21 protein-coding genes are annotated in these 19,395 nt (G+C 67.5%); 8 read left to right on the top strand and 13 right to left on the bottom strand.

All coding sequences use genetic code 11. The features are described 5' to 3' along the window. Positions 1 to 310 precede the first annotated feature (310 nt). From ABD260_RS32580 to ABD260_RS32565, 4 genes are all read right to left on the bottom strand, one after another. Positions 311 to 1,213 carry a carbohydrate ABC transporter permease gene (locus ABD260_RS32580; protein WP_344239879.1) on the bottom strand — a complete coding sequence of 301 codons (903 nt, stop codon included), beginning with the start codon at positions 1,211 to 1,213 and terminating at the stop codon, positions 311 to 313. Then, a complete protein-coding gene (locus ABD260_RS32575) occupies positions 1,206 to 2,144 on the bottom strand; it encodes a carbohydrate ABC transporter permease (RefSeq protein WP_344239877.1) in 939 nt (312 codons plus the stop codon). Before ABD260_RS32575 ends, ABD260_RS32580 begins: the two co-directional genes overlap by 8 nt. Then, positions 2,141 to 3,424, bottom strand: a complete 1,284-nt coding sequence (locus ABD260_RS32570) for an extracellular solute-binding protein (RefSeq protein ID WP_344239875.1) — start codon at positions 3,422 to 3,424, stop codon at positions 2,141 to 2,143. Before ABD260_RS32570 ends, ABD260_RS32575 begins: the two co-directional genes overlap by 4 nt. A gap of 165 nt (positions 3,425 to 3,589) precedes the next feature. Then, entirely contained in the window at positions 3,590 to 4,702 is a 1,113-nt protein-coding gene (locus ABD260_RS32565; protein WP_344239873.1) for a substrate-binding domain-containing protein, read from the bottom strand. 91 nt (positions 4,703 to 4,793) lie between these two features. Here ABD260_RS32565 and ABD260_RS32560 point away from each other — a divergent pair, with 91 nt between their 5' ends. Both ABD260_RS32560 and ABD260_RS32555 read left to right on the top strand, forming a co-directional pair. Continuing rightward, positions 4,794 to 5,411, top strand: a complete 618-nt coding sequence (locus tag ABD260_RS32560) for a DUF624 domain-containing protein (protein WP_344239871.1) — start codon at positions 4,794 to 4,796, stop codon at positions 5,409 to 5,411. Positions 5,412 to 5,471: 60 nt separating this feature from the next. Continuing rightward, positions 5,472 to 6,947, top strand: coding sequence for an MFS transporter (locus ABD260_RS32555; protein ID WP_344239869.1), 1,476 nt, complete (start codon positions 5,472 to 5,474; stop codon positions 6,945 to 6,947). Between the two features lie 7 nt (positions 6,948 to 6,954). Here ABD260_RS32555 and ABD260_RS32550 read toward each other — a convergent pair whose 3' ends face one another. After that, positions 6,955 to 7,422 carry a hypothetical protein gene (locus ABD260_RS32550; protein WP_344239867.1) on the bottom strand — a complete coding sequence of 156 codons (468 nt, stop codon included), beginning with the start codon at positions 7,420 to 7,422 and terminating at the stop codon, positions 6,955 to 6,957. Beyond that, on the bottom strand, positions 7,419 to 7,679 hold the full coding sequence (locus ABD260_RS32545) for a hypothetical protein (RefSeq protein ID WP_344239865.1): 261 nt from the start codon (positions 7,677 to 7,679) through the stop codon (positions 7,419 to 7,421). Before ABD260_RS32545 ends, ABD260_RS32550 begins: the two co-directional genes overlap by 4 nt. A gap of 152 nt (positions 7,680 to 7,831) precedes the next feature. On the opposite strand from ABD260_RS32545, the gene ABD260_RS32540 reads away from it, so the two are divergent. Continuing rightward, entirely contained in the window at positions 7,832 to 10,315 is a 2,484-nt protein-coding gene (locus tag ABD260_RS32540; RefSeq protein ID WP_344239863.1) for a Tex family protein, read from the top strand. A 716-nt stretch (positions 10,316 to 11,031) separates the two neighbouring features. On the opposite strand, the gene ABD260_RS32535 is transcribed toward ABD260_RS32540, so the two are convergent. Both ABD260_RS32535 and ABD260_RS32530 read right to left on the bottom strand, forming a co-directional pair. Then, positions 11,032 to 11,286: a heavy-metal-associated domain-containing protein gene (locus tag ABD260_RS32535; protein WP_344239861.1), complete on the bottom strand. Its 255-nt coding sequence runs from the start codon at positions 11,284 to 11,286 to the stop codon at positions 11,032 to 11,034. Next, positions 11,283 to 11,876 (bottom strand): nuclear transport factor 2 family protein, encoded by a 594-nt coding sequence (locus ABD260_RS32530; RefSeq protein WP_344239859.1) that lies wholly within the window; start codon positions 11,874 to 11,876, stop codon positions 11,283 to 11,285. Before ABD260_RS32530 ends, ABD260_RS32535 begins: the two co-directional genes overlap by 4 nt. 37 nt (positions 11,877 to 11,913) lie before the next feature. Here ABD260_RS32530 and ABD260_RS32525 point away from each other — a divergent pair, with 37 nt between their 5' ends. Beyond that, positions 11,914 to 12,480, top strand: coding sequence for a TetR/AcrR family transcriptional regulator (locus ABD260_RS32525; protein ID WP_344239857.1), 567 nt, complete (start codon positions 11,914 to 11,916; stop codon positions 12,478 to 12,480). An 18-nt stretch (positions 12,481 to 12,498) separates the two neighbouring features. Here the strand turns inward: ABD260_RS32525 and ABD260_RS32520 are convergent, their stop codons facing one another. Then, entirely contained in the window at positions 12,499 to 13,272 is a 774-nt protein-coding gene (locus tag ABD260_RS32520) for a GNAT family N-acetyltransferase (RefSeq protein ID WP_344239855.1), read from the bottom strand. 121 nt (positions 13,273 to 13,393) lie between these two features. After that, positions 13,394 to 13,801, bottom strand: a complete 408-nt coding sequence (locus tag ABD260_RS32515) for a helix-turn-helix domain-containing protein (protein ID WP_344239853.1) — start codon at positions 13,799 to 13,801, stop codon at positions 13,394 to 13,396. Between the two features lie 62 nt (positions 13,802 to 13,863). Here ABD260_RS32515 and ABD260_RS32510 point away from each other — a divergent pair, with 62 nt between their 5' ends. Beyond that, positions 13,864 to 14,901, top strand: coding sequence for an MFS transporter (locus tag ABD260_RS32510; protein ID WP_344239851.1), 1,038 nt, complete (start codon positions 13,864 to 13,866; stop codon positions 14,899 to 14,901). Here the strand turns inward: ABD260_RS32510 and ABD260_RS32505 are convergent. Further along, a complete protein-coding gene (locus tag ABD260_RS32505; protein ID WP_344239849.1) occupies positions 14,882 to 15,286 on the bottom strand; it encodes a winged helix-turn-helix transcriptional regulator in 405 nt (134 codons plus the stop codon). The genes ABD260_RS32510 and ABD260_RS32505 overlap by 20 nt on opposite strands. Before the next feature lie 83 nt (positions 15,287 to 15,369). Between ABD260_RS32505 and ABD260_RS32500 the strand changes: the two genes are divergently transcribed. The 3 genes from ABD260_RS32500 to ABD260_RS32490 all read left to right on the top strand — a co-directional run bounded on the left by ABD260_RS32500 (position 15,370) and on the right by ABD260_RS32490 (position 17,558). Continuing rightward, positions 15,370 to 16,770 carry an MFS transporter gene (locus ABD260_RS32500; RefSeq protein WP_344239847.1) on the top strand — a complete coding sequence of 467 codons (1,401 nt, stop codon included), beginning with the start codon at positions 15,370 to 15,372 and terminating at the stop codon, positions 16,768 to 16,770. Between the two features lie 270 nt (positions 16,771 to 17,040). Continuing rightward, the gene (locus ABD260_RS32495; RefSeq protein WP_344239845.1) at positions 17,041 to 17,223 is read left to right on the top strand and encodes a hypothetical protein; all 183 of its coding nucleotides are present in this window, start codon (positions 17,041 to 17,043) and stop codon (positions 17,221 to 17,223) included. Further along, the gene (locus tag ABD260_RS32490; RefSeq protein ID WP_344239843.1) at positions 17,220 to 17,558 is read left to right on the top strand and encodes a hypothetical protein; all 339 of its coding nucleotides are present in this window, start codon (positions 17,220 to 17,222) and stop codon (positions 17,556 to 17,558) included. The genes ABD260_RS32495 and ABD260_RS32490 overlap by 4 nt, the downstream gene beginning before the upstream one ends. 149 nt (positions 17,559 to 17,707) lie before the next feature. On the opposite strand, the gene ABD260_RS32485 is transcribed toward ABD260_RS32490, so the two are convergent. After that, positions 17,708 to 18,460 (bottom strand): hypothetical protein, encoded by a 753-nt coding sequence (locus ABD260_RS32485; protein WP_344239841.1) that lies wholly within the window; start codon positions 18,458 to 18,460, stop codon positions 17,708 to 17,710. Continuing rightward, positions 18,453 to 18,584 (bottom strand): hypothetical protein, encoded by a 132-nt coding sequence (locus ABD260_RS32480; protein WP_344239839.1) that lies wholly within the window; start codon positions 18,582 to 18,584, stop codon positions 18,453 to 18,455. Before ABD260_RS32480 ends, ABD260_RS32485 begins: the two co-directional genes overlap by 8 nt. Between the last annotated feature and the right edge of the window lie 811 nt (positions 18,585 to 19,395).

The raw sequence follows: 19,395 nt of genomic DNA, 5'->3' as shown, positions 1-19,395 counted from the left end.
CGCCCAGCCGGAGGCCCGCCCTCACCCTGGCCTGATGCCCTGCCTCAAGCCCGAACAACTACCGAGCGTAACCAATCACATTCATCGCGAATAATTCTCACGAACGCTGTAACGACCGGCACACTCACCCGATAAACGGTTGAGTGACCCAGCCGGGGGGACCGAGTGGGAAGCTCCGGTGCTTCTTCGGGATCACCGCATGGAGGGGGCCTCGCAGGTGCTCACCCGGGGCGGGGTGAGCACCTGACAGAGGATCTGCCAGGCGCTCTCAGCCCGCAATCCCGGCCCGCAATCTCAGCCGTATTCCCGGTCAGCCCTTGATCCCCACGTTCGCCATCCCTTCCACGAACCGCTTCTGCGCCAACACGAACAGTACGATCATCGGCAGCGTCGCCAGCGCGGTCCCGGCCATCAGGTACGGCCACTGAATCTCCGCCGGGTTCTGCGAGAAGATCGCCAGCCCGAGCTGCAGCGGCCGCATTTCGTCGGTCGTGGTGATCATCAGCGGCCAGAGGAATCCGTTCCAGGCGGCCTCGATCTGGAAGACCGCGATCGTGATCAGCGCCGGCTTGATCAGCGGCGTCATGATCCGCCAGAAGATCCCGAATTCACCCAGCCCGTCAACCCGCGCCGCCTGCGCGAGCTGATCCGGCAGCGAGACGTAGAACTGCCGGGCCAGGAACGTGAACAGCGGCGCCGCGCCGAGCGGGATGATCAGACCCCACCACGAGTTCAGCCAGCCGATACCGCCCTGGCCGAGGATGTTGTTGCCGCCGAACAGCGGGATCGACTTCACGATCAGGAACAACGGCACCAGGATGATCTGGAACGGCACCATCAGCAGCACGATGAAGTAGTTCAGCAGTGCCTTCCCGCCGCGCAAGGGCAGTTTCGCCAGCGCGTACCCGGCCGTCGTACACACCGCCAGCGTGAACAGCGTCTCGCCGACCGCGATGAACAGGCTGTTCCGGAAATAGCGCAGGAACGGCGCGGTCTGCATCGCCTCGACGAAGTTCCGCCAGCGCAGTTCGTTCGGCAGCCAGCTGAACTTCGCGATTTCGCCGTTGCTCTTGAACGAGGTCAGCAGCATCCAGACGAAGGGCGTGATCATCAGGATCGCGCCGGCCGTGAGCACGACGTACAGCAGAATCCGGCCGGCCCGGAGCGCCGGCGGTTTCGTGGTACCGGCCGCGGGCAACGAAATGCTAGTCATTGGTGTCCGCCTTCTGGAGCAGGCGACCGGCCGCGATGAAGATCGCGATCACGATCATCATGATCACGGTTTCCGCGGACGCGTAGCCGAGTTTCAGGTTCTGGAAAGCGTTCTGGTAGATGTCCATCACCAGCACCCGGGTGGACGAACCCGGACCGCCCTGCGTCATCACGTAGACCAGGTCGAACACCTGGAACGTACCGACGATCGACGTGATCAGTACGAAGAACTGCACCGGCCCGATCGCCGGCCAGGTGACGTTGCGGAACTTCTGCCACCGCCCGGCGCCGTCCAGCTGCGCCGACTCGAGCAGATCACGCGAGACCCCCTGCAGCGCGGCCAGGTAGATGATGATCTTGGTGCCCAGGCCTTGCCAGATCCCGACCACCATCAGCGACGGCAACGCGGTGCCCGGGTCGGCCAGCCAGCGGTTCGGCGCGAAGCCGAACAGACTGAGGAACCCGTTCGCCAGGCCGGACCCCGGGTTGTAGATCCACAGCCAGATGGTGGCGACGGCGACGGTCGCGGTCACGGTCGGGATGTAGAACGCGGTCCGGAAGAAGCCGAGGCCGCGGATCTTCTGGTTCAGGCCGATCGCGACCGCGAGCGAGATCGCCATCGAGATCGGGATCACCACGATCGCGTACAGCACCGTGTGCCACAGCGAGGCGAGGAAGTTCGGGTCGCGGAACAGGTCGGTGTAGTTGGTGAAACCGACCCAGCCGAAGGAGTCACCGAAGCTGTAGTCGGTCAGGCTGAGCACCAGCACCGCGATCACCGGGACGACGATGAAGATGCCGGAGTGCAGCAGCGCGGGCGTGAGCAGCGCCCAGCCGGCCCGGACCTGACCGCGGATCAGCGTACGGTCGCCCTTGGCCGGCGCGACCTTGCGAGTGGATGTGAGCGCGGGACGTTCAAGAGTTGTACTCATCGGGACTGTCCTGCCAGGTTGTGCAGCACCTTCGCCGGGTCCTTCTGTCCGAGGACGGCCTGGGTGAGCTGGATGTCGAAGTTGCCGCGCATCTCCAGCCAGTTGGCCGGCACTTCGTTCTCGTTGGCCGCGTACACCAGGCCGTCGGCGACGAACTGGCTGAGCGGATTCGACTTCGCCGCGGGCGAGTTGCCGGCGTCCTTGTAGGCCGGGACCTTCTTGTTCAGCTTGGCGATCGCATCCAGCGTGGCCGGCTTGGTCAGCGTCTGGATGAACGACCAGGCCGCCTCCTTGTGCCGGCTCCGCGAGCCGATCGACGCCAGGTCACCACCGACGTACTCGATCTCCTTGCCGCTGTTGAAGCGGAAGAACTTCAGGTCGTCGCAGTTCTTCTGGCCGATGCCGTCGGCGGAGCAGTCCACACCGCCGTTGACGATGCCCATCGCGGCCTCACCGGTCAGTACGAGCGGCTGCTGCGCCGCGTTGGTCTGCCCGTACGGCTGCACGTTGTTGATCATCGACTTGATCCAGAGCAGCGTGTCGAGACCGGCCTTGTTGTCGAAGTTCGGTTCGCCCTTCACGTACAGCGGGGTGCCGGTCGAGGCGAGGAAGGTGACGAACGACTGCCGGAAACCGGTCGCCGACGCGAGATCGAAACCGCTGCGGGTGATGTTGCCGCTCTTGTCCCGCTTGGTCAGCTTCTCGGCCGCGACCTTGATCTCGGCCAGCGACGTCGGCGGCTTGTCCGGGTCCAGTCCGGCCTCGAGGAACGCGCTCTTGCGCAGCGCGACCGCGCGCGCGTCGGCGATCAGCGGATACGCGTACAGCTTGCCGTCGTACGTAGCCGCCGGGATCAGCGCAGCGGTGCTCTTCTCCTTGATCACGTCCGGCGTCACGCCGTACTTGCCGAGGTCCTCGAAGATCCGTTTCGACGCGAACGGCTGAATCCAGCCGACCCCGGTGACCACCACGTCGTACGGGATGCCGGCCGCGATCGAGGTGGACAGCTTCTCGTTCAGGTTCTTGTACGTCGCGAAGTCCGGCTCGACCTTCATCTTCGGATAGGTCTTCTGGAAGTCGTCGACAACCTTCTGGAAGGCGTCCCGGCCCTTCGTACTGGGCGGGAAGGACGGGATCAGTACCCGCAGCGTCCCGGTCGCCTCGGCCGGGGGCACGCCGTCGGTGTTCTTGTCGATCACCCCGTTGCCGCAACTGCTGACCAGCACGCTGAGCGCAGCCGCCAGCACGGTCAGTCCCACACCACGTCTCACCGGTCTCACAGGGCAACTCCTTCGCTGACTGTTTGTGCAGCCGGGCCCGAGGACCCCACCCAAGTGCAGCGAAAGTATGGGAAAGGGCTTTCCTCGTCAATACCTCGACGCTCGAATGATCACAATCGATCATTGACGGAACCCGATCGATCAGAGTTCCGTCCGGCGGGAGTCTCAGCGGGTGCTCGGCGCGGTCACCGGGGCAGTCACCGGAACAGTCGCCGCGACGGCCGGTTCTTCGACCGCGCCGCAGGAGGTGCGGATGTTCAGCGTGGGCAGCAAGCTGAGGTGCTGAATCGAGCTCGGCCCGCCGTGCAGTTTGCGCAGCAGCAGGTCGCACGCGGTTTCGCCGAGCGCGTGCCGCGGCGGGCACACCGCGGTCAGCGGGACGACGGCAAGGGCGGCGGTGACGTCGTTGTACGCGATCACGGCCAGGTCCTCGGGTACGCGCAGACCGAGCTCCATCGCCCGTTCGACCAGGCGCGCGCCGTGCTCGTCGGAGTGGATCAGGACCGCGCGGCTGCCGAACGTCTCGCACTCGGCCAGAAACGCGTCCAGCTGGTCCACCGCGCCGGGGTCGTCACCGTGCATCGGCAGGTCGACGGGCGACAGGTAGACCTCGACGCCAAGCGCCTTCGCGGCGGTCTCGATGCCGCGGCGCAGCCAGTACGCGGTGACCGTGGCCTGCAAGTTGATCGCGATCCGGCGATGGCCGAGGGCAGCGAAATGACGAAGGGCGAGCATCGCGCCGTACGCGTGGTCCGTACGCACGTGGTCGTATTCGCGGGCGACATGCGGGAAGCCGAACGCCCGCTCCATCAGCACCACCGGTACGTCGACGTCGTCCAGGCGGGAACCGATCCGGTCCGCGGCGCCGTCGCCGAGCGCGGTGCTGATCAGCAGGCCGCCGACACCGACCCCGAGGACCTTCTCGATCCGTTCGAGCTCGGTGGTCGCGTCGTACCCGGACACGCCGAGCACCAGGCGCGCGTCGTACCGGGCGGCCATCGCCTCGGCGCCGCGGATCACGTCGGAGTAGTACGCGGCCGCGCTCGGTACGACAATGCCGATCGTCAGCCGGCTGCCCGGTGTGCCCTGCTCGGCGCCGGCGGTACCGATCGCGCCGCCGTGCACCCGGCGGAGCAGGCCGGCCGAGTCCAGCTCGGCCAGGTCGCGGCGTACTGTGATCGCGGAGACGCCGAGCTCGGTGACCAGATCGGTCACCCGCAGCCGGCCGTGCCGCCGCAGGCTTCGCAGGATCAGCTCGTGGCGCTCCTCTGCAAGCATGCGGTCCCCTGCCGTGTCGACTGATCCGGTTGTGTGATTGGTTCGTGATCATACGATCAAGGCACGCCCGTACGGAACGAGGAGGTGCCCGGTGCCGAACCCCAGCCGGACGAACACGGTGCTGGCCAAGCTGTCGGTCGCCGGTGACCTGCTGATGCTGCAACTGGTGTTCCTGGTGATCAGCTTCGGCATCGTGACCATGTTCCCGGCCGCGTTCGCGCTCCAGCGGGTCCTTCCGGATGCGATCAGTCAGGACCGGCCGAAGCTGGTGCGACGGTTCTTCCGCGAGTTCAGCTGGGCCATGAAGCGGTTCTGGCTGTCCGGGTTCGGTCTGTACGCCGGTGGGTTGATGCTGGTGTTCGGCATCTCGTTCTGGGCGTACGCGAGTGGGCCGATGCGGATTGTCGCGCTGGCTGTCCTGATACCGCTGGCCGGGATGGTCCTGGGGCTCTACCTGAGCGGACTGGCCATCCTGCCGGACGCACCGGTGGAGTCGACGCTCAAGACCCTGTTCCGCTCGGCCACCACGTTCCTGATGGGCAGACCGCTCCCAGTGGCTGGTGGAGTGGTCGTACTGCTCACGTGGTTCGCGCTGGCTTCTCAGCTGCCCACACTGCTCTTCGTCGGTTCCGGACTGGTGCCCGCGCTGATGGCGTACGCGCTGGGGCGGACTCGGCGCGAAAAAAGTTCGGAGGACGTGTCAATCTGAGCTCTCCGAGTTCGACGTAGAGGTGTAAGGCCACTACGACGGACTGCAAGGAGAACCGGAATGTACGCGACGACCGACACCCTGGCGACCACGCCGGCCACGCAGGGCGGCCGCTCGCGCTGGCTGGCCCTTTACACGCTGTGCGCGGGCATGTTGATGATCGTGCTCGACGTGACCGTGGTGAACGTGGCCCTGCCGGCCATTCAGGACGACCTCCGCTTCACCAGCTCCTCCCTCGCGTGGGTGGTGAACGCGTACCTGATCGCCTTCGGCGGCCTGCTCCTGCTGGCGGGACGACTCGGCGACCTGCTCGGCCGGCGGAACGTCTTCACCGCCGGACTGATCGTTTTCACCGCCGCCTCCGTACTGTGCGGGCTGGCGCGGACTCAGGAGATGCTGGTGATCGCCCGGTTCATCCAGGGCGTCGGCGGCGCACTGACCTCCGCGGTGATCCTCGGCATGATCGTGACGCTGTTCCCCGAGCCGCGCGAGCAGGCCAAGGCGATCGGTATGTACGCGTTCGTCGCATCGGCCGGTGGGTCGATCGGTCTGCTCGCAGGGGGCGTACTGACTCAGGCCATCAGCTGGCACTGGATCTTCTTCGTCAACCTGCCGCTCGGCGTGCTGACGACCGTACTGGCCGTCAAGCTGATCGAGAAGGACAAGGGCCTTGGGCTGGGGCGCGGGACCGACGTACCAGGTGCTGTGCTGATCACCGGTGCGCTGATGTTTGGTGTGTTCACCATCGTCAAGCCGGCTGCTGAGCTGGGCTGGACCGCGCCGCGTACGCTGCTGCTGACCGCCGTGACGCTGGTGCTGCTCGCCGGGTTCATCGTGCGGGAGGCGACTGCCGCTACCCCACTGGTGCCGCTGCGGATCTTCCGCTCCCGCACACTGACCGGCGCGAACCTGATCCAGGCACTGTCCAGCTCCGGGATGTTCGGGATCTTCTTCCTCGGGTCGCTGTACCTGCAGCGCGTACTCGGATATGACGCACTGGAGATCGGACTGGCGTTCCTGCCGACCACGGTGCTGATGGGCCTGCTGTCGGTGAAGTACTCCGAGAAGCTGGTGATGCGCTTCGGTGCGCGACGCCCGCTGATCGCCGGTCTGTCGCTGATCGTGGTCGGCCTGGCGCTGTTCACGCAGGCACCGGTTGGTGGCAACTACTTCATCCACGTACTGCCTGTGCTGGCCCTGCTCGGTCTTGGCGGAGGCATCTGCTTCCCCGCGCTGATGGGTCTGTCGATGGCTGACGTGAAGCCCGAAGACGCCGGTTTGGCGTCCGGCCTGATCGGCACCATGGGCGAGGTAGGCGCCGCACTGGGCCTGGCCGTCCTGGCCACCCTCTCCGCCACCCATACCGCCACCAGCTCCAAGTCCCCCCTCCAGGCCCTGACCGACGGCTACCACTTCTCCTTCGCCATCGCAGCCCTGATCGTCGCCGCCTCAGTAGCCATCGCCCTGACGGTAATGCGCCCCAAGAAGCAACCCAAGCCCGTCACCTCCGAAGCCCTCGCCTGCGAAGCCGCCTGACCACGCACTACGACGAGGGGTCGCCGTCCACCTCGGACGCCGGCCCCTCGTCCGTCTTCACCAACCGCCGCCGCAACGCCGGCGAGAAGACAGCAAGGCAGCCCGCAGGCAGTCCCACCGCCAACGCGAACTTCCAGTCCGCCACGATGTCTGGGATGGCAATGAAGCCCATCACGCCGGCCAACACCACCAACATCAGCCCGGACAGAGCCTTATGCCGCTTGGTCCACGCATCGAGCTGCCCGTTGTAGATCCCGCGCGGCGCCACAGCAATCAGGCCTGCCAGCATGAATTCCGACCCGCCCTTCACGTAGTCATGCCAGTCTGCCGCCTCGGTCAGCGCGTACAGGAGCACCAGCGCGAACGCCAGTGCGAACAACCGCATCGTCCGCCCGGGCCTACGCCGGATCCTCGCCGCATACGCGTCATCAAGCCCACGAAGCGCACCGGCCACGCGCCGTACACCCGAAATCACGACAACTCCGATCTCATGTGAGCGCGGCGCTGGACTGTGGCGACTGCCATCAGTACGACAGCTGCCGGGACAGCGATGTACAGGCTCAACGGGCGGCTCAGGAACCATCTGAGCGGCAGGAAGAACGCCCACAAGATGTCCTCGAAGGTGTGGGTGTTGGCTGCCTTCACGATCCAGGCCGCCGGGAGCACCACGCCGAAAGCGCGATACAGCAGCGTCGGATGGTAGCTCTCGATGTAGTTCTTGAACTGGCTCATGTTCCCCTCCCCGGGGTGATGATCGCACGAGGTTGTCCACAGGGGGAGGGGATCGGGTTTCCGGGGTGGGGGTGGGATGGGGAAGGATATGGGGACTGGCCGGGACAGAATGCTCGGTGGTTGTTGTCGGTAGAGGGGAACGGACAGTGGTGGTGCAGTCGATCGAGCAGCGGATCGCGGGCGAGCTGGAGGTCGGTGACAACCAGGTGCGAGCGGCGGTGGCGTTGCTCGACGAGGGGTCGACGGTCCCGTTCATCGCGCGGTACCGCAAGGAAGTCACCGGGATGCTGGACGATGCCCAGCTCCGGACCATCGAGGAAAGACTGCGGTACCTGCGGGAGCTCGAGGAGCGCCGGCAGACCGTACTGGACTCGATCGAGAGCCAGGGCAAGCTGGATGACGCGCTCAAGGCGCAGATCCTCGCCGCGGACACCAAGTCCCGGCTGGAGGACATCTACCTGCCGTACAAGCCGAAGCGCCGGACCAAGGCGATGATCGCCCGCGAGAACGGTCTGGAGCCACTCGCGGACGGCCTGATGGCAGACCCGGACGTCGAGCCGTTCGCGGCCGCGGCCGTGTTCGTGAATGCCGAGGTGCCGGACCCGCAGGCCGCGCTGGACGGCGCCCGGGCGATCCTGGTCGAGCGGTTCGCCGAGGACGCGGACTTGATCGGCGAGCTGCGTGAGCGGCTCTGGTCGCAGGGCCGGCTGGCGTCCGCGGTGCGTGAGGGCAAGGAGACCGACGGCGCGAAGTTCTCGGACTACTTCGACTTCGACGAGCCGTTCACCAAGATGCCGTCGCACCGGATTCTCGCGCTGTTCCGCGGCGAGAAGGAGGACGTGCTGACGATCACCGTCGAGCCACTGCCCGCGGGCGTGGAAGCCGACGGACCGACCGAGTACGAGTCGGCCATCGCCCGCAAGGTCGGCATCGAGAACCAGGGCCGGGCCGCCGACAAGTGGCTGGTCGAGACAGTGCGCTGGGCGTGGCGGACGAAGATCCTGGTGCACCTCGGCATCGACCTGCGGATGCGGCTGCGCCAGATCGCCGAGGACGAGGCGATCCGGGTCTTCGCGGCGAACCTGCGCGACCTGCTGCTGGCCGCGCCGGCCGGCACCCGCGCCACCATGGGCCTCGACCCGGGCTTCCGGACCGGCGTGAAGGTCGCCGTCGTGGACGCGACCGGCAAGGTCGTCAACACCGGCGTCATCTACCCGCACGTCCCGCAGAACCAATGGGACAAGTCGATCGCCACCCTGGCCGCGCTGGCGGCCGCGCACAACGTCGATCTGATTGCCATCGGCAACGGTACGGCCTCGCGCGAGACCGACAAGCTGGCCGCCGAGCTGATCGCCAAGCACCCGGAGCTGAAGCTGACCAAGGCAGTGGTGTCGGAGGCCGGGGCATCCGTGTACTCGGCGTCCGCCTTTGCCTCCCAGGAGCTGCCCGGGATGGATGTTTCGCTGCGTGGCGCGGTCTCGATCGCGCGCCGGCTGCAGGACCCGCTGGCCGAGCTGGTGAAGATCGACCCGAAGTCGATCGGCGTCGGTCAGTACCAGCACGACCTCCCGGAGAACTCGCTGTCCCGCTCCCTCGACGCGGTCGTCGAGGACTGTGTGAATGCGGTCGGCGTCGACCTGAACACCGCGTCCGCGCCGCTCCTGACCCGAGTCTCCGGAATCACGCCGGGCCTGGCCGACAACATCGTTCTGCACCGCGACCAGAACGGTCCGTTCAAGTCCCGTACGGCGCTGAAGGATGTCGCCCGGCTCGGCCCGAAGGCGTTCGAGCAGGCGGCCGGCTTCCTCCGGATTCCCGACGGCGACGACCCGCTGGACGCGTCGAGCGTGCACCCGGAGTCGTACCCGGTGGTCCGGCGGATCCTGGACGCGACCGGGTCGGACGTGAAGGCGCTGATCGGTTCGGCCGAGCTGAAGCGGCTGAACGCGGCCGACTTCGTCGACGACATGTTCGGCCTGCCGACCGTCACCGACATCCTCGCCGAGCTCGAGAAGCCGGGCCGCGACCCTCGTCCTGCCTTCAAGACCGCTGTCTTCGCCGAGGGCGTCGACAAGATCGCCGACCTGAAGCCCGGGATGCGGCTCGAAGGCCAGGTCACGAACGTTGCCGCTTTCGGCGCGTTCATCGACATCGGGGTACACCAGGACGGGTTGGCGCACGTGTCGGCGCTGTCGAAGAACTACGTGAAGGACCCCCGTGAGGTGGTCAAGCCCGGCGACATCGTGACCGTCAAGGTCCTCGAAGTCGACATCCCCCGCAAGCGGATCTCCCTGACCCTCCGAATGGAAGACGAGCCCGGTTCCAGCTCGGGCCGCCCCAACCAGCCCCGCTCCCAAGGCAACCGTGGCGCAGACCGCGGCGGCGCAGGCAGCCGTGGTGACGGTCGCGGCGGTGATGGTCGCGGTGGCGCAGGCGGTCGCGGGGCCGACGGCCGCGGCTCCGGTGGCCGCGGGCCGGACAGCGGTCCAGGTCGCGGCGGTCCCGGCGGACGCGGCGGCGCAGGCGGACGCGGCGGCTCCGGCAACTCCGGCGGCCGCGCCGGCCAGTCCGACACCCCCATGGACGAAACCTCCCTCGCCGACGCCTTCCGCAAAGCAGGCTTCACCGTCCGCTGACACCAGCCCCGCCCGACGTCCCCACCCACAAGGCCAGCACCACCAAGCCCGGGGACGTCGGGCAACCCACCTCCCCCCGCCGTAGAGTTGCGCCCTGGCTCCGGCTTCATCGCATCCACCGCGCGACATCGGATACACGTGGGCCGACTCAGACCCTGGGACGTCGGGCACCCACCTCCGCACCGCTGGAACTGCACCTACGCCCCGGCTTCATCTCATCCGCCGCGCGAGATCACGTAGGCGCAGGCCGACCGGCGTACGTTCAACCGCCGCCTCGCACGACTGGGACGTCGGGCACTCACCTCCTAGGGGTCGAACACAGCGCGGGCTCCGGCTGCTTCGGCCGTCGACACGTCCGTACGTGCCGGCTGACCGCGCTACGCCACTAGCCATTCACACCACGGACTGCAGTTGGGCGCGGGGTGAGCACCGTTCGGCGCCCTGTCAGCAAGTACGGCCTTTCGTCGAGCATGCGCTGGTACGCGGGAGCGGCTTCCCCAGAGTGCGCAGTACGGCCGGGGCGTGCTTTCGCTCGGCGTCGGCGTTCGGGCGTACGCGGCGAACTCAACCGGCCGCGACCGCCGCGCTGATGAGTGCGGTTCCTGGCGTGGGGCCGGATGCCGACGTTTGAAAGGGGTTGGCCCCTCAGATGGAGGGTTGCACCACGAGAATCCCAGGGGGCAACCCTTCATCTGAGGGGTCGACCCCTGAGCGGGTCAGGGGGTGAGGGTGTAGCCGGCGGATTCGACCGCGGTTTGGATGGTGGTGGGGGTGAGCGGGCGGTCGGTGGTCACGGTCAGTTCGCCGGTGGGTAGGTCGATGGCGATCTTGGTGATGCCGGGGACGGTTTCCAGTTCTTCGGTGATGAAGCTGACGCAGTGCGCGCAGGTCATGCCCAGTACGTGAAAGGTGCTCGTCTCGTCCGTGGGTCGAGGGGGATCGTCAGCCGTCGCTGAGTTGTGGCTCGTCATGCGGTCCTCGCGGTGGTTGTCGGGTTCGGCGCGGCGGGCGTGATGGGTTGGGGCTTCAGTTCGCGCGTGGATTGGGTGGTCCGGCGGAAGCGGTTGTCGGGGGTCAGTTCGCCGAAGAGGAAGACTTCGGTGGAGATCGTCCGGGTGTGGCGCAGTTCGGCGTGGATGGTGAAGTGGGCCGCGAGTTGGTCGCCGGTGCGGAGGGCCTCGTGTACCTCGTACCGGCAAGCGGTGAGGTTCTTTCGGACCGGGCTGAGGTGGTCGATCAGGCGTTGGCGGTCGAGGGTGATGCCGTCGGCGACCTGGGTGATGCCGGGGGCGAAGTACCGGTCGACGATCTCACCGGCGTCGCCGCCCGCGACTACCTCACGGGTGAACGATTCGTAGAAGTCCGCGATGAACTCCCGTGGCGCGGCGTCGGGACAGGTCGGCGTCCAGGCGCCTCCCCGTGCGCCGGAACGATTCGATGCAGACGACTCCGCCGGGCGCGGTGACGAGGCCGGCGGCAAGGACCGCGGCGACGGCGGCGACGGCGCGAGCGCGGACGAGGTCGGCTCCTGTGGTGGCGGGGATGGAGTTAAATTTGACATGCCGTCAAAGATAAGCCGATCAGATAACCTTTACAAGGTGTCAGAGAATGGGCGTAGGCGGCGGGCGGATGCCGATCGGAGCCGGGCGGCGATCTTGGCCGCGGCGGTGAGCGTGCTGGACGAGCGGATCGATGCCGGACTGGAGCGCGTGGCCGAGGCGGCGGGGGTGACGCGGCAGACGGTGTACGCGCATTTCCCGTCGCGCGACGTACTCCTCAACGCGGTGGTGGATGAGCTCACCCGCGAGACGGTCGAGGCGATTGACGCGCTCGAGCTCGACGAAGAGCCTGCGCTGGAGTGCGTGCAGAAGCTGGTCGAGTTGGGGTGGCGCGTGTTCGAGGCGCATCCGCTGCTGCTGCAGCTGCCATCGACGGGTGGATCAGACGAGCGCCATGACCCGGTGACTGATCGCTTCGAGAAGGTGATTCGGCGCGGTCAGCGTGCTGGTGAGATCACCAGTGAGCTTCCGGCCGGCTGGTTGGTGACGTCGCTGGTCGCGCTCGGGCATGCGGCGGGCGAGGCGATGGCTGCCGGGCGCATGAGTCCGAGAAAGGCCAGTTCAGTACTCCGTACGAGCATCACCCGCTTGCTGCGAGCCGACTAGCTGACGAAGGTCGCGCGGTTAGCGGAGGTCGGCGAGGTGGCCGCCGGGGTCGCCTAGGTGGACGGCGGTGGCGCTGGGGGTGTAGCCGAGGCGGCGGTACACGCGGTCGGCGCCGTCGTCGCCGGGGGTCAGCCAGGCCAGGGTTGCGCCGCCGAGCGTGAAGGCCTGTTGGGTGGCGTGCGCGGTGGCGAGCGCGCCGAAGCCGCGGCGCCGGTGTGAATGGATCGTGCCGACGCCGGCGATCTCGGTCACGCCGTCGGCGATCGCGGTCCACGCGGCAGTCGCTACCGGTACCTCATCGGCGTACACGAGGACTGCCCCGCCGTCAGCCGGATCAGCTTTGAAGGTGAAGTCGGCGTCATCCATCTCGTACGCCGCTGCCGACACCGCGTTCGCGATCTTCTGATCTTCCTCGGAGGCGACGGTCTTCACGGTCACCTCGGACGACGGGGGTACGACGAGCTCGGCCGGCTGCACCACCAGCAGCGGGAGATGCGAGACGATCGCCATGCCGTTGGCTTCGAGCGCCTGCGCCAGGCCGGGGTTCGCCTCGTCGACCAGCTCGGCGCTCACCCAGCGCCCTTCCGCGGCGAACGCCTGCCGGATCGTGTTCAGCGCCCATTCGACGTCGCCGGCTTCGAACGGCTGACCGGGCTCGGCGGCGAGTACGCCGGACAGGTACCAGGCGTCGCTGTCGTGCAGCAGGCCGACCAACGGCCCGGCGACAATCTGCCGCTTCGACCGAGCCGCGCCGGCCAGCTGGGCAGTTGCGATCCGCGTACCAATCTCCATGCCCAGGACCCTACGGCGCCCCAACCAGACCCCGCGACCGGGTAGGCGATCGGCCGCGCGTCCGGGCGGGTGATCGGCGCACGGCCGGATGGGCGGTCAGCGCGCGGCCGGGTGCGCCTGGTCAGGCGAGTTGGAGGAGGTCGAGTAGGCGGCTGAGGTCGGCGGCGTTCGGTGGGCGGCCGAGGACCGTGCCGAGTGAGTCGAGGGTCGCGATCAGATCGCGCCGAACGGCCGCGCGCGACCTGCCGTCGGCCACCTCCGCCACCACCGCCTCCACCCGCTCGGACGCAGCCACCAGCTCGGCTCCGGCCGAAACTGGGGCCGGGGCCGGGGGTTCATCGCCGATTCGTACCTCGAGCTGCGCCCCGAGCGCGGCCGCGAGCCGCTCGAGTGCCGCAAGGGTCGGATTCCCCCGGCCGTTCTCCAGGTTCGCGATGTACGGCACCGACAATCCCGCATCGACCGCGACCGACGCGATCGTCCGCCCAGCCGCCTTCCGCCGATCGCGCAACACCTCACCCAACTCCATGCTGACTATCTTCACAGAAAAGACTTGCCGCAGTCTATCTTCTGAGGATAGATTTCCGCGACGTGAGGAACCGAGACTTCCGCCGCCTGTGGCTCAGCGGAGCCGTGTCCGGCATCGGATCGTGGCTGCTGGTCGTCGCCATCCCGTTCTACGTATTCACCCTGACCGGCTCAACGGTCGCCACCGGCCTCACGCTCGCCCTCGAAGCCCTGCCCGCCCTCACCATCGGCCCCTGGGCCGGCGTCCTGCTCGACCGCTGGGACCTGGTGCGAGCAATGTGGATCGCCGACCTCGTCAGCGCCGCCGCGGTCGGACTGATCTTGTTCGCCGACCGCGACCACCTCTGGCTGATCTACGTCGCGATCCTGCTCGAAAACACAGCGACCACCGTGTTCCGCCCAGCCGCCCGCGCCCTGCGCCCAACCGTCGTCGGCACCGGCGCCGAACTCGCGGCAGCAAACGCCCTGACCGCAGTGACAAGCAGCGCGATCCGCCTCGCCGCGCCACCGCTGGGCGCACTGCTGCTGGCCGGCCCCGGAATCGAGTTCGTCCTGGCTGTGGATATCGCCAGCTACCTGATCTCCGCGATCGTCATCGCAACAATCCGCACCCGCCGACACCCAACCGCCACCGAACCACCCCGCGCACTCGAAGGACTCAAAGTCGTCGTACGGCACCGTGCACTTCGCGGCGTACTCATCGGCCAAACCGCCTTCCTGACAGCGAATGCGGGCCTGACCGCCCTCCTCGTACCGTTCACGGTCAACCGCCTGCAAGCACCCGGGTACGTCGTGGGCTATCTGATCTCCGGACTGGGAGCCGGCTACTTGATCGGCGCAGCCCTGAGTACGAAAGCAAGCCGCGTACTCGGCATCCGCGAACTGCTGGCGATCACCCAACTCGCCAGCGTCGGCGCGCTGTTCTTCACCGCCGACTCACTCGCACTACTCATCGGCGCACTCGCCGCGCCGGCCATCACGCTCGCTCTCGACCTGCCACTGACCTTGAACCTGATCGCCACTCTCGCAGTCATCGCCGCCGCGCTGACGCTGCTCGTCGTACCGCGTCACCCGGCGTACTTCACGAAGACGGCACGGTAGCCGCGTCGTACTGAGCGCGCGCCGTGGCGATCTCGGCCTGGTGAGTTTCGGTCCAGTTGACGAGTGACTGGATCGTCGCGTGCAGGGTCACGCCGAGTGGAGTGAGCGCGTAGTCGACCCGCGGCGGCACCACCGGATGGACGGTTCGCCGGACCAGTCCGTCACGCTCGAGCTGGCGCAACGTGACCGTCAGCATCCGCTGACTGATCCCGTCGATCGTGCGCTTCAGCTCGGTGAACCGCATCGACCGGTTGTCCAGCAGCGCGACCACGAGCAGCGACCACTTGTCGCCGATCCGGTCCAGGATCTGCCGGACGTCGCAGTCCTCCCGGGTGTCCCACTGGAACGCGTCCTCGGTGCACGAGGAGTGACTCGGTTCCTTCAAAGTGCCTTCTTCCATAAGTCGCAATGGTTCCCCAAGATGGGGTCAGTTACAAGAGATAACCAACCCTTTTCTGAGGAGCAGCCGTGGCGGCAACCATTACCCAGGAGCGGATGACCGGGAGATCCTGGGCAGTACTCTTCGTGCTCTGCGGCGCGATTTTCCTGGAGGGCATCGACGTCTCGATGATGGGCGTCGCGCTGCCGTCCATCCGGGCCGAGCTCGGTCTCGCGACCGGCCAACTGCAGTGGATCGTCAGCGCGTACGCCCTGGCGTACGGCGGCTTCGTACTGCTCGGCGGCCGGGCCGCCGACCTGCTCGGCCGGCGGCGGATGTTCGTCGGCTGGCTGGTGATCTTCTTGGTGTTCAGCGGCCTGGGCGGATTCGCGAACGAAGGCTGGGTGCTGATCCTGGCCCGGTTCGTCACCGGCATCGCGGCCGCGTTCATGACGCCGGCCGGCCTGTCGATCATCACCACCACGTACGCCGAAGGTCCGCAGCGGGACCGCGCGCTGCTCGTGTACGCCGGTACCGCGGCCGGTGGCTTCTCGCTCGGGATGGTCACCGGCGGACTTCTCACCTCGATCGACTGGCGCTGGGTGTTCTTCGCGCCGGTACTGCTGTCGGCGATCATCCTGGCCGGCGCGATCGCCCTGATCCCGCGGGACGTGCGCGTTCCCGGACCGCGCCAAGGTTTCGACATCGTCGGCACCTTGACGCTGACCGGAGCGATGATGCTGCTGATCAGCACGGTCGTCCGCGCACCGGATGTCGCTCGCGCCCAGACCGTCGGCACCGGGATCGCCGGCCTGGCCGTCCTCGCCCTGTTCATCGTGATCGAACAGCGGGCGAAGGCACCACTGATCCGGCTGGGCATCCTCCGGAACGCGGGCCTGGTCCGGGCGAACCTCGGCGCGATCCTGCTGGTCGGTTCGTTCGTCGGATTCCAGTTCATCGCGGTGCTGTACCTGCAAGAACTGCGGCACTGGTCCGAGCTGGAAACCGGGCTCGCTTTGATGGTCATCGGGATCGATTCGGTGCTCGCGCCGACGTTGACACCGTGGCTGGTGAAGCGTTTCGGCAATCTGCGGGTGGTATTCGGCGGTTTCGTTCTCGCCACAGTGGCCTATGCCGTATTCCTGCCACTGAAAGTGGACTGGACCTATACCGCGATGCTGCCGGCGTTCATCCTGCTCGGTCTCGCCTTCGCGCTGACGTACGGACCGCTGACGATTGCCGCGACCGATGGAGTATCCGAGGAGGAGCAAGGCCTGGCGGGCGGCGTACTCACGACATCCTTCCAATTCGGGGGCGCGCTCGGACTCGCCGCAGTCGCCGCCGTACTGACCGCGACCGATGTACTGACGATCGAGGGTTTCCGCGCCGCACTGCTGGTGCCGTTGATCGCGGCCGCGCTCGGCCTGTTGATCGCCGGTCGCGGACTCATTGTGATCGCCCGCCCGCGTGAAGTTAGCAGGACGTCATAGATTTCGGCCCTGATCGAATAACCCGGGGCGTCGCCGAATCGTTACCGGTGAATAGCTGCAAACATTCTTGACAGCGATTCGCTTGGCGTGACCAACGGTTCGGTGACGCTGCGGAGACGGCGTTGACCTGCGCGTTCGAAGGTTTCCCTACTCTGCGTTAGGCCTCTGTAAAGGTCCCTACCGAAGTGTTCCGAAGGCAGCCACCGGTGCGGTCTTCTATTCCTGCCGGACAAAGCCGTCCGGTCCCGAGACTGCCGAAGAGGAATCGCGATGACCGAGACGCTGGAGAACACCATCACGCACCGCCGGGTGCGAGTCTGGTTCGGCGCTCACCCGATCGCGGACCACACCGCCGACGCGGAGCACGCAGTCCAGTACGAGGAAGCCATGCGCCGCCGCTTCGCCTCCCTCCGGGTGACGAGCGAGCCGGTACCGGTGAAGAGCACCCGATGACCACCCGGCCGACGTTGCTCGGGTACGTACGGGCCGACGCGCTGAGCTGCGCGGAGGAGCTGGCCGCCGCGACCGATTCACTGGTCGCCTTCGCCAGCGCGGAGGGATTCACCCTCGGCACCGTGTACACCGAACGCGACGCGGCCGAGTCCGCCGCCTTCCACGCCTTGCTCGACGAGGTCAAGCGATCCGAGGTCCGCGCGGTGGTCGTCCCGACGATGAACCATCTCGGCCTCGGCGCCCCGGGCGGTACGCCGGCGGAGATGCGGCAGCACCTCGAGTTCCATCACGCGCAGGTCTGGGCGGCCAGAACTATAGAGCACAGAACTCCATAGACAAGCGGAGCCGACGTCTTGACCCCTGCATCGGCGTCGGTTCCGCTCTCCACCTCCACAGCTGCACCGGGGATGCCCGGGCGGTAGTGGACCACCAAGGCCCCACCGGCTGCTACCGGTGGGGCCTTGTCGCGTACCCGGTGGCTCGTTCAGGCGACGATCGTGTACCCGTACTTCTTCATCACGCCCGCGACGGCGGAGTTGAAGATGCCGGTCACCTCGAGCTTGAAGTGCATTTGCACCTTCCGGATCACCCGCTGGAAGTGCAGATGCCACGGTACGCCGGCGGGCGGGACCGTCTCCGCCTTGGTGATCGCCCCGACCCGCGGATGCGCCGCCCAGGCGACCACTCGGGCCCGATCCGCGCCCCAAACCCCGGTCATCGCGTCGTGCGTGCGGGCGTACGCCATCGCCGCCAGCGAAATGGTCGAGTCCGGAACCGGTTCCTTCGGCGGATGCGCCTTCAGGTACAGCTCCCAGGTCATCCCGTAGTACCCGGGCGGGCCGTCGTCCTTGCCGCGGTTGGCCAGGCCGTTGCGCTTGCGGTGGTACTCGACGACCTGCAGCGCCGCACCGCGGGACAGGTCCTTGTCGCCGACCGCGATCGCGTGCACGTGGTACGGCCAGTTGCCCTGCGCGGGCGTCCGCAGCCAGGCGGCGAACCCGACCTGGCGCAGCGCCTTGACCACCGCGACCCGCTGCGCGGCGCTCTTCGTCCGTACGTCCACGTCGACCGCGCCGCCACCGTCATGCGTACCCGCCGAGGCCTCCACGCCGCCGGCGTTGTACGAGCCCTGCAGGATCGCGAACTTCGAGTGGTAGAGCTGCTCCGCGGTCTCGACCATCGCCATGGTGCGCTTGTTCATCGTGAACCCGCGCCAGCGAATCCTTGCCTCAGGCATCTTTCTGTCCAGCCACCGGACCGAGAATCAGCTCCGCGTCCTCGGCCGCGCCGAGCGCCTCCAGCTCGTCCAGCTGGTCCTCGGTCAGCTCCTCGTCGAACACCTCGTCGGGCACTTCCGCCATCGCCGTTCCTTCCCCCTGGATGGTTCGCCCCATCGGCCCCCGCTGGGCGAAATCGGCGTCCAGCGTACGGCGCCCGCCGGGTCAGATCGCGGGCGTTACAGTCCTGAACGTTCGAAGTATGTGAAGTTTTCCGGCCGAACCGCGTGCCGGAAGGTGTGCGAACCCGATCCCTGGGGTACCTCTAGGTGGTCCCGCGGTTCGGTCAGCCCCATTCGGGCATGGGTGGTGTTCACCGAGCCGCGAGTTCTCCCACTGAGGGGCGGGAGAACGACCGGCCCGGCGGGTGCGTCTCTCCCAGGGTGCACCCGCCGAGTCCGTACTCACCTCAACAGCCCCTCCTGCGCTGCCGTCCTCTTCGGCGGCTGCCCCTCCACAGCTCTCGCGGCGCCACCGCCGTCTTCTCTCCCCGCACCGCCGTCCTCTTCGGCGGCTGCCCCACCACAACTCTCCCCGCACCACCGCCGTCTTCTCTCCCCGCACCGCCGCCGTCTTCGGCGGCTGCCCCTCCACAGCTCTCGCGGCGCCACCGCCGTCTTCAGCGGCTGCCCTCCACAGCTCTCCCCACACCACCGCCGTCTTCGGCAGCTGCCCTCCACAGGTCTGCCCGCGCCGCCGCTGCCGCAGCCGCTCCTTCCCCACCGCCTGCTCCAGCCGCAGCTGCCTGTCACAGCCTGGGTTGCCCCCTCAGCCGGAGGGTTGACCCCTCGGATCTTCAGGGGGCAACCCTCCACCTCAGGGGGCAACCCTCCACTTCGGGGAGGGGCAAGCCGGGGTTCGGGGCAATTGAGGGGCGCAGGTCGGCGGGCGTCGG

Source organism: Kribbella hippodromi (assembly GCF_039531045.1).
GTDB classification, from domain to species: domain Bacteria; phylum Actinomycetota; class Actinomycetes; order Propionibacteriales; family Kribbellaceae; genus Kribbella; species Kribbella hippodromi.
The sequence above is the reverse complement of the archived record's forward strand: the minus strand, read 5'-3'. Positions and strand labels throughout refer to the sequence as shown.

Coding starts and splice junctions, on each gene's coding strand:
- ABD260_RS32555 (WP_344239869.1), top strand. CDS start 5,472: ATGTACGCGACGACCGACACCCTGGCGACCACGCCGGCCACGCAGGGC.
- ABD260_RS32515 (WP_344239853.1), bottom strand. CDS start 13,801: ATGGAGTTGGGTGAGGTGTTGCGCGATCGGCGGAAGGCGGCTGGGCGG.
- ABD260_RS32520 (WP_344239855.1), bottom strand. CDS start 13,272: ATGGAGATTGGTACGCGGATCGCAACTGCCCAGCTGGCCGGCGCGGCT.
- ABD260_RS32480 (WP_344239839.1), bottom strand. CDS start 18,584: ATGGCGGAAGTGCCCGACGAGGTGTTCGACGAGGAGCTGACCGAGGAC.
- ABD260_RS32575 (WP_344239877.1), bottom strand. CDS start 2,144: ATGAGTACAACTCTTGAACGTCCCGCGCTCACATCCACTCGCAAGGTC.
- ABD260_RS32490 (WP_344239843.1), top strand. CDS start 17,220: ATGACCACCCGGCCGACGTTGCTCGGGTACGTACGGGCCGACGCGCTG.
- ABD260_RS32495 (WP_344239845.1), top strand. CDS start 17,041: ATGACCGAGACGCTGGAGAACACCATCACGCACCGCCGGGTGCGAGTC.
- ABD260_RS32545 (WP_344239865.1), bottom strand. CDS start 7,679: ATGAGCCAGTTCAAGAACTACATCGAGAGCTACCATCCGACGCTGCTG.
- ABD260_RS32565 (WP_344239873.1), bottom strand. CDS start 4,702: ATGCTTGCAGAGGAGCGCCACGAGCTGATCCTGCGAAGCCTGCGGCGG.
- ABD260_RS32580 (WP_344239879.1), bottom strand. CDS start 1,213: ATGACTAGCATTTCGTTGCCCGCGGCCGGTACCACGAAACCGCCGGCG.
- ABD260_RS32485 (WP_344239841.1), bottom strand. CDS start 18,460: ATGCCTGAGGCAAGGATTCGCTGGCGCGGGTTCACGATGAACAAGCGC.
- ABD260_RS32535 (WP_344239861.1), bottom strand. CDS start 11,286: ATGACGAGCCACAACTCAGCGACGGCTGACGATCCCCCTCGACCCACG.
- ABD260_RS32530 (WP_344239859.1), bottom strand. CDS start 11,876: ATGTCAAATTTAACTCCATCCCCGCCACCACAGGAGCCGACCTCGTCC.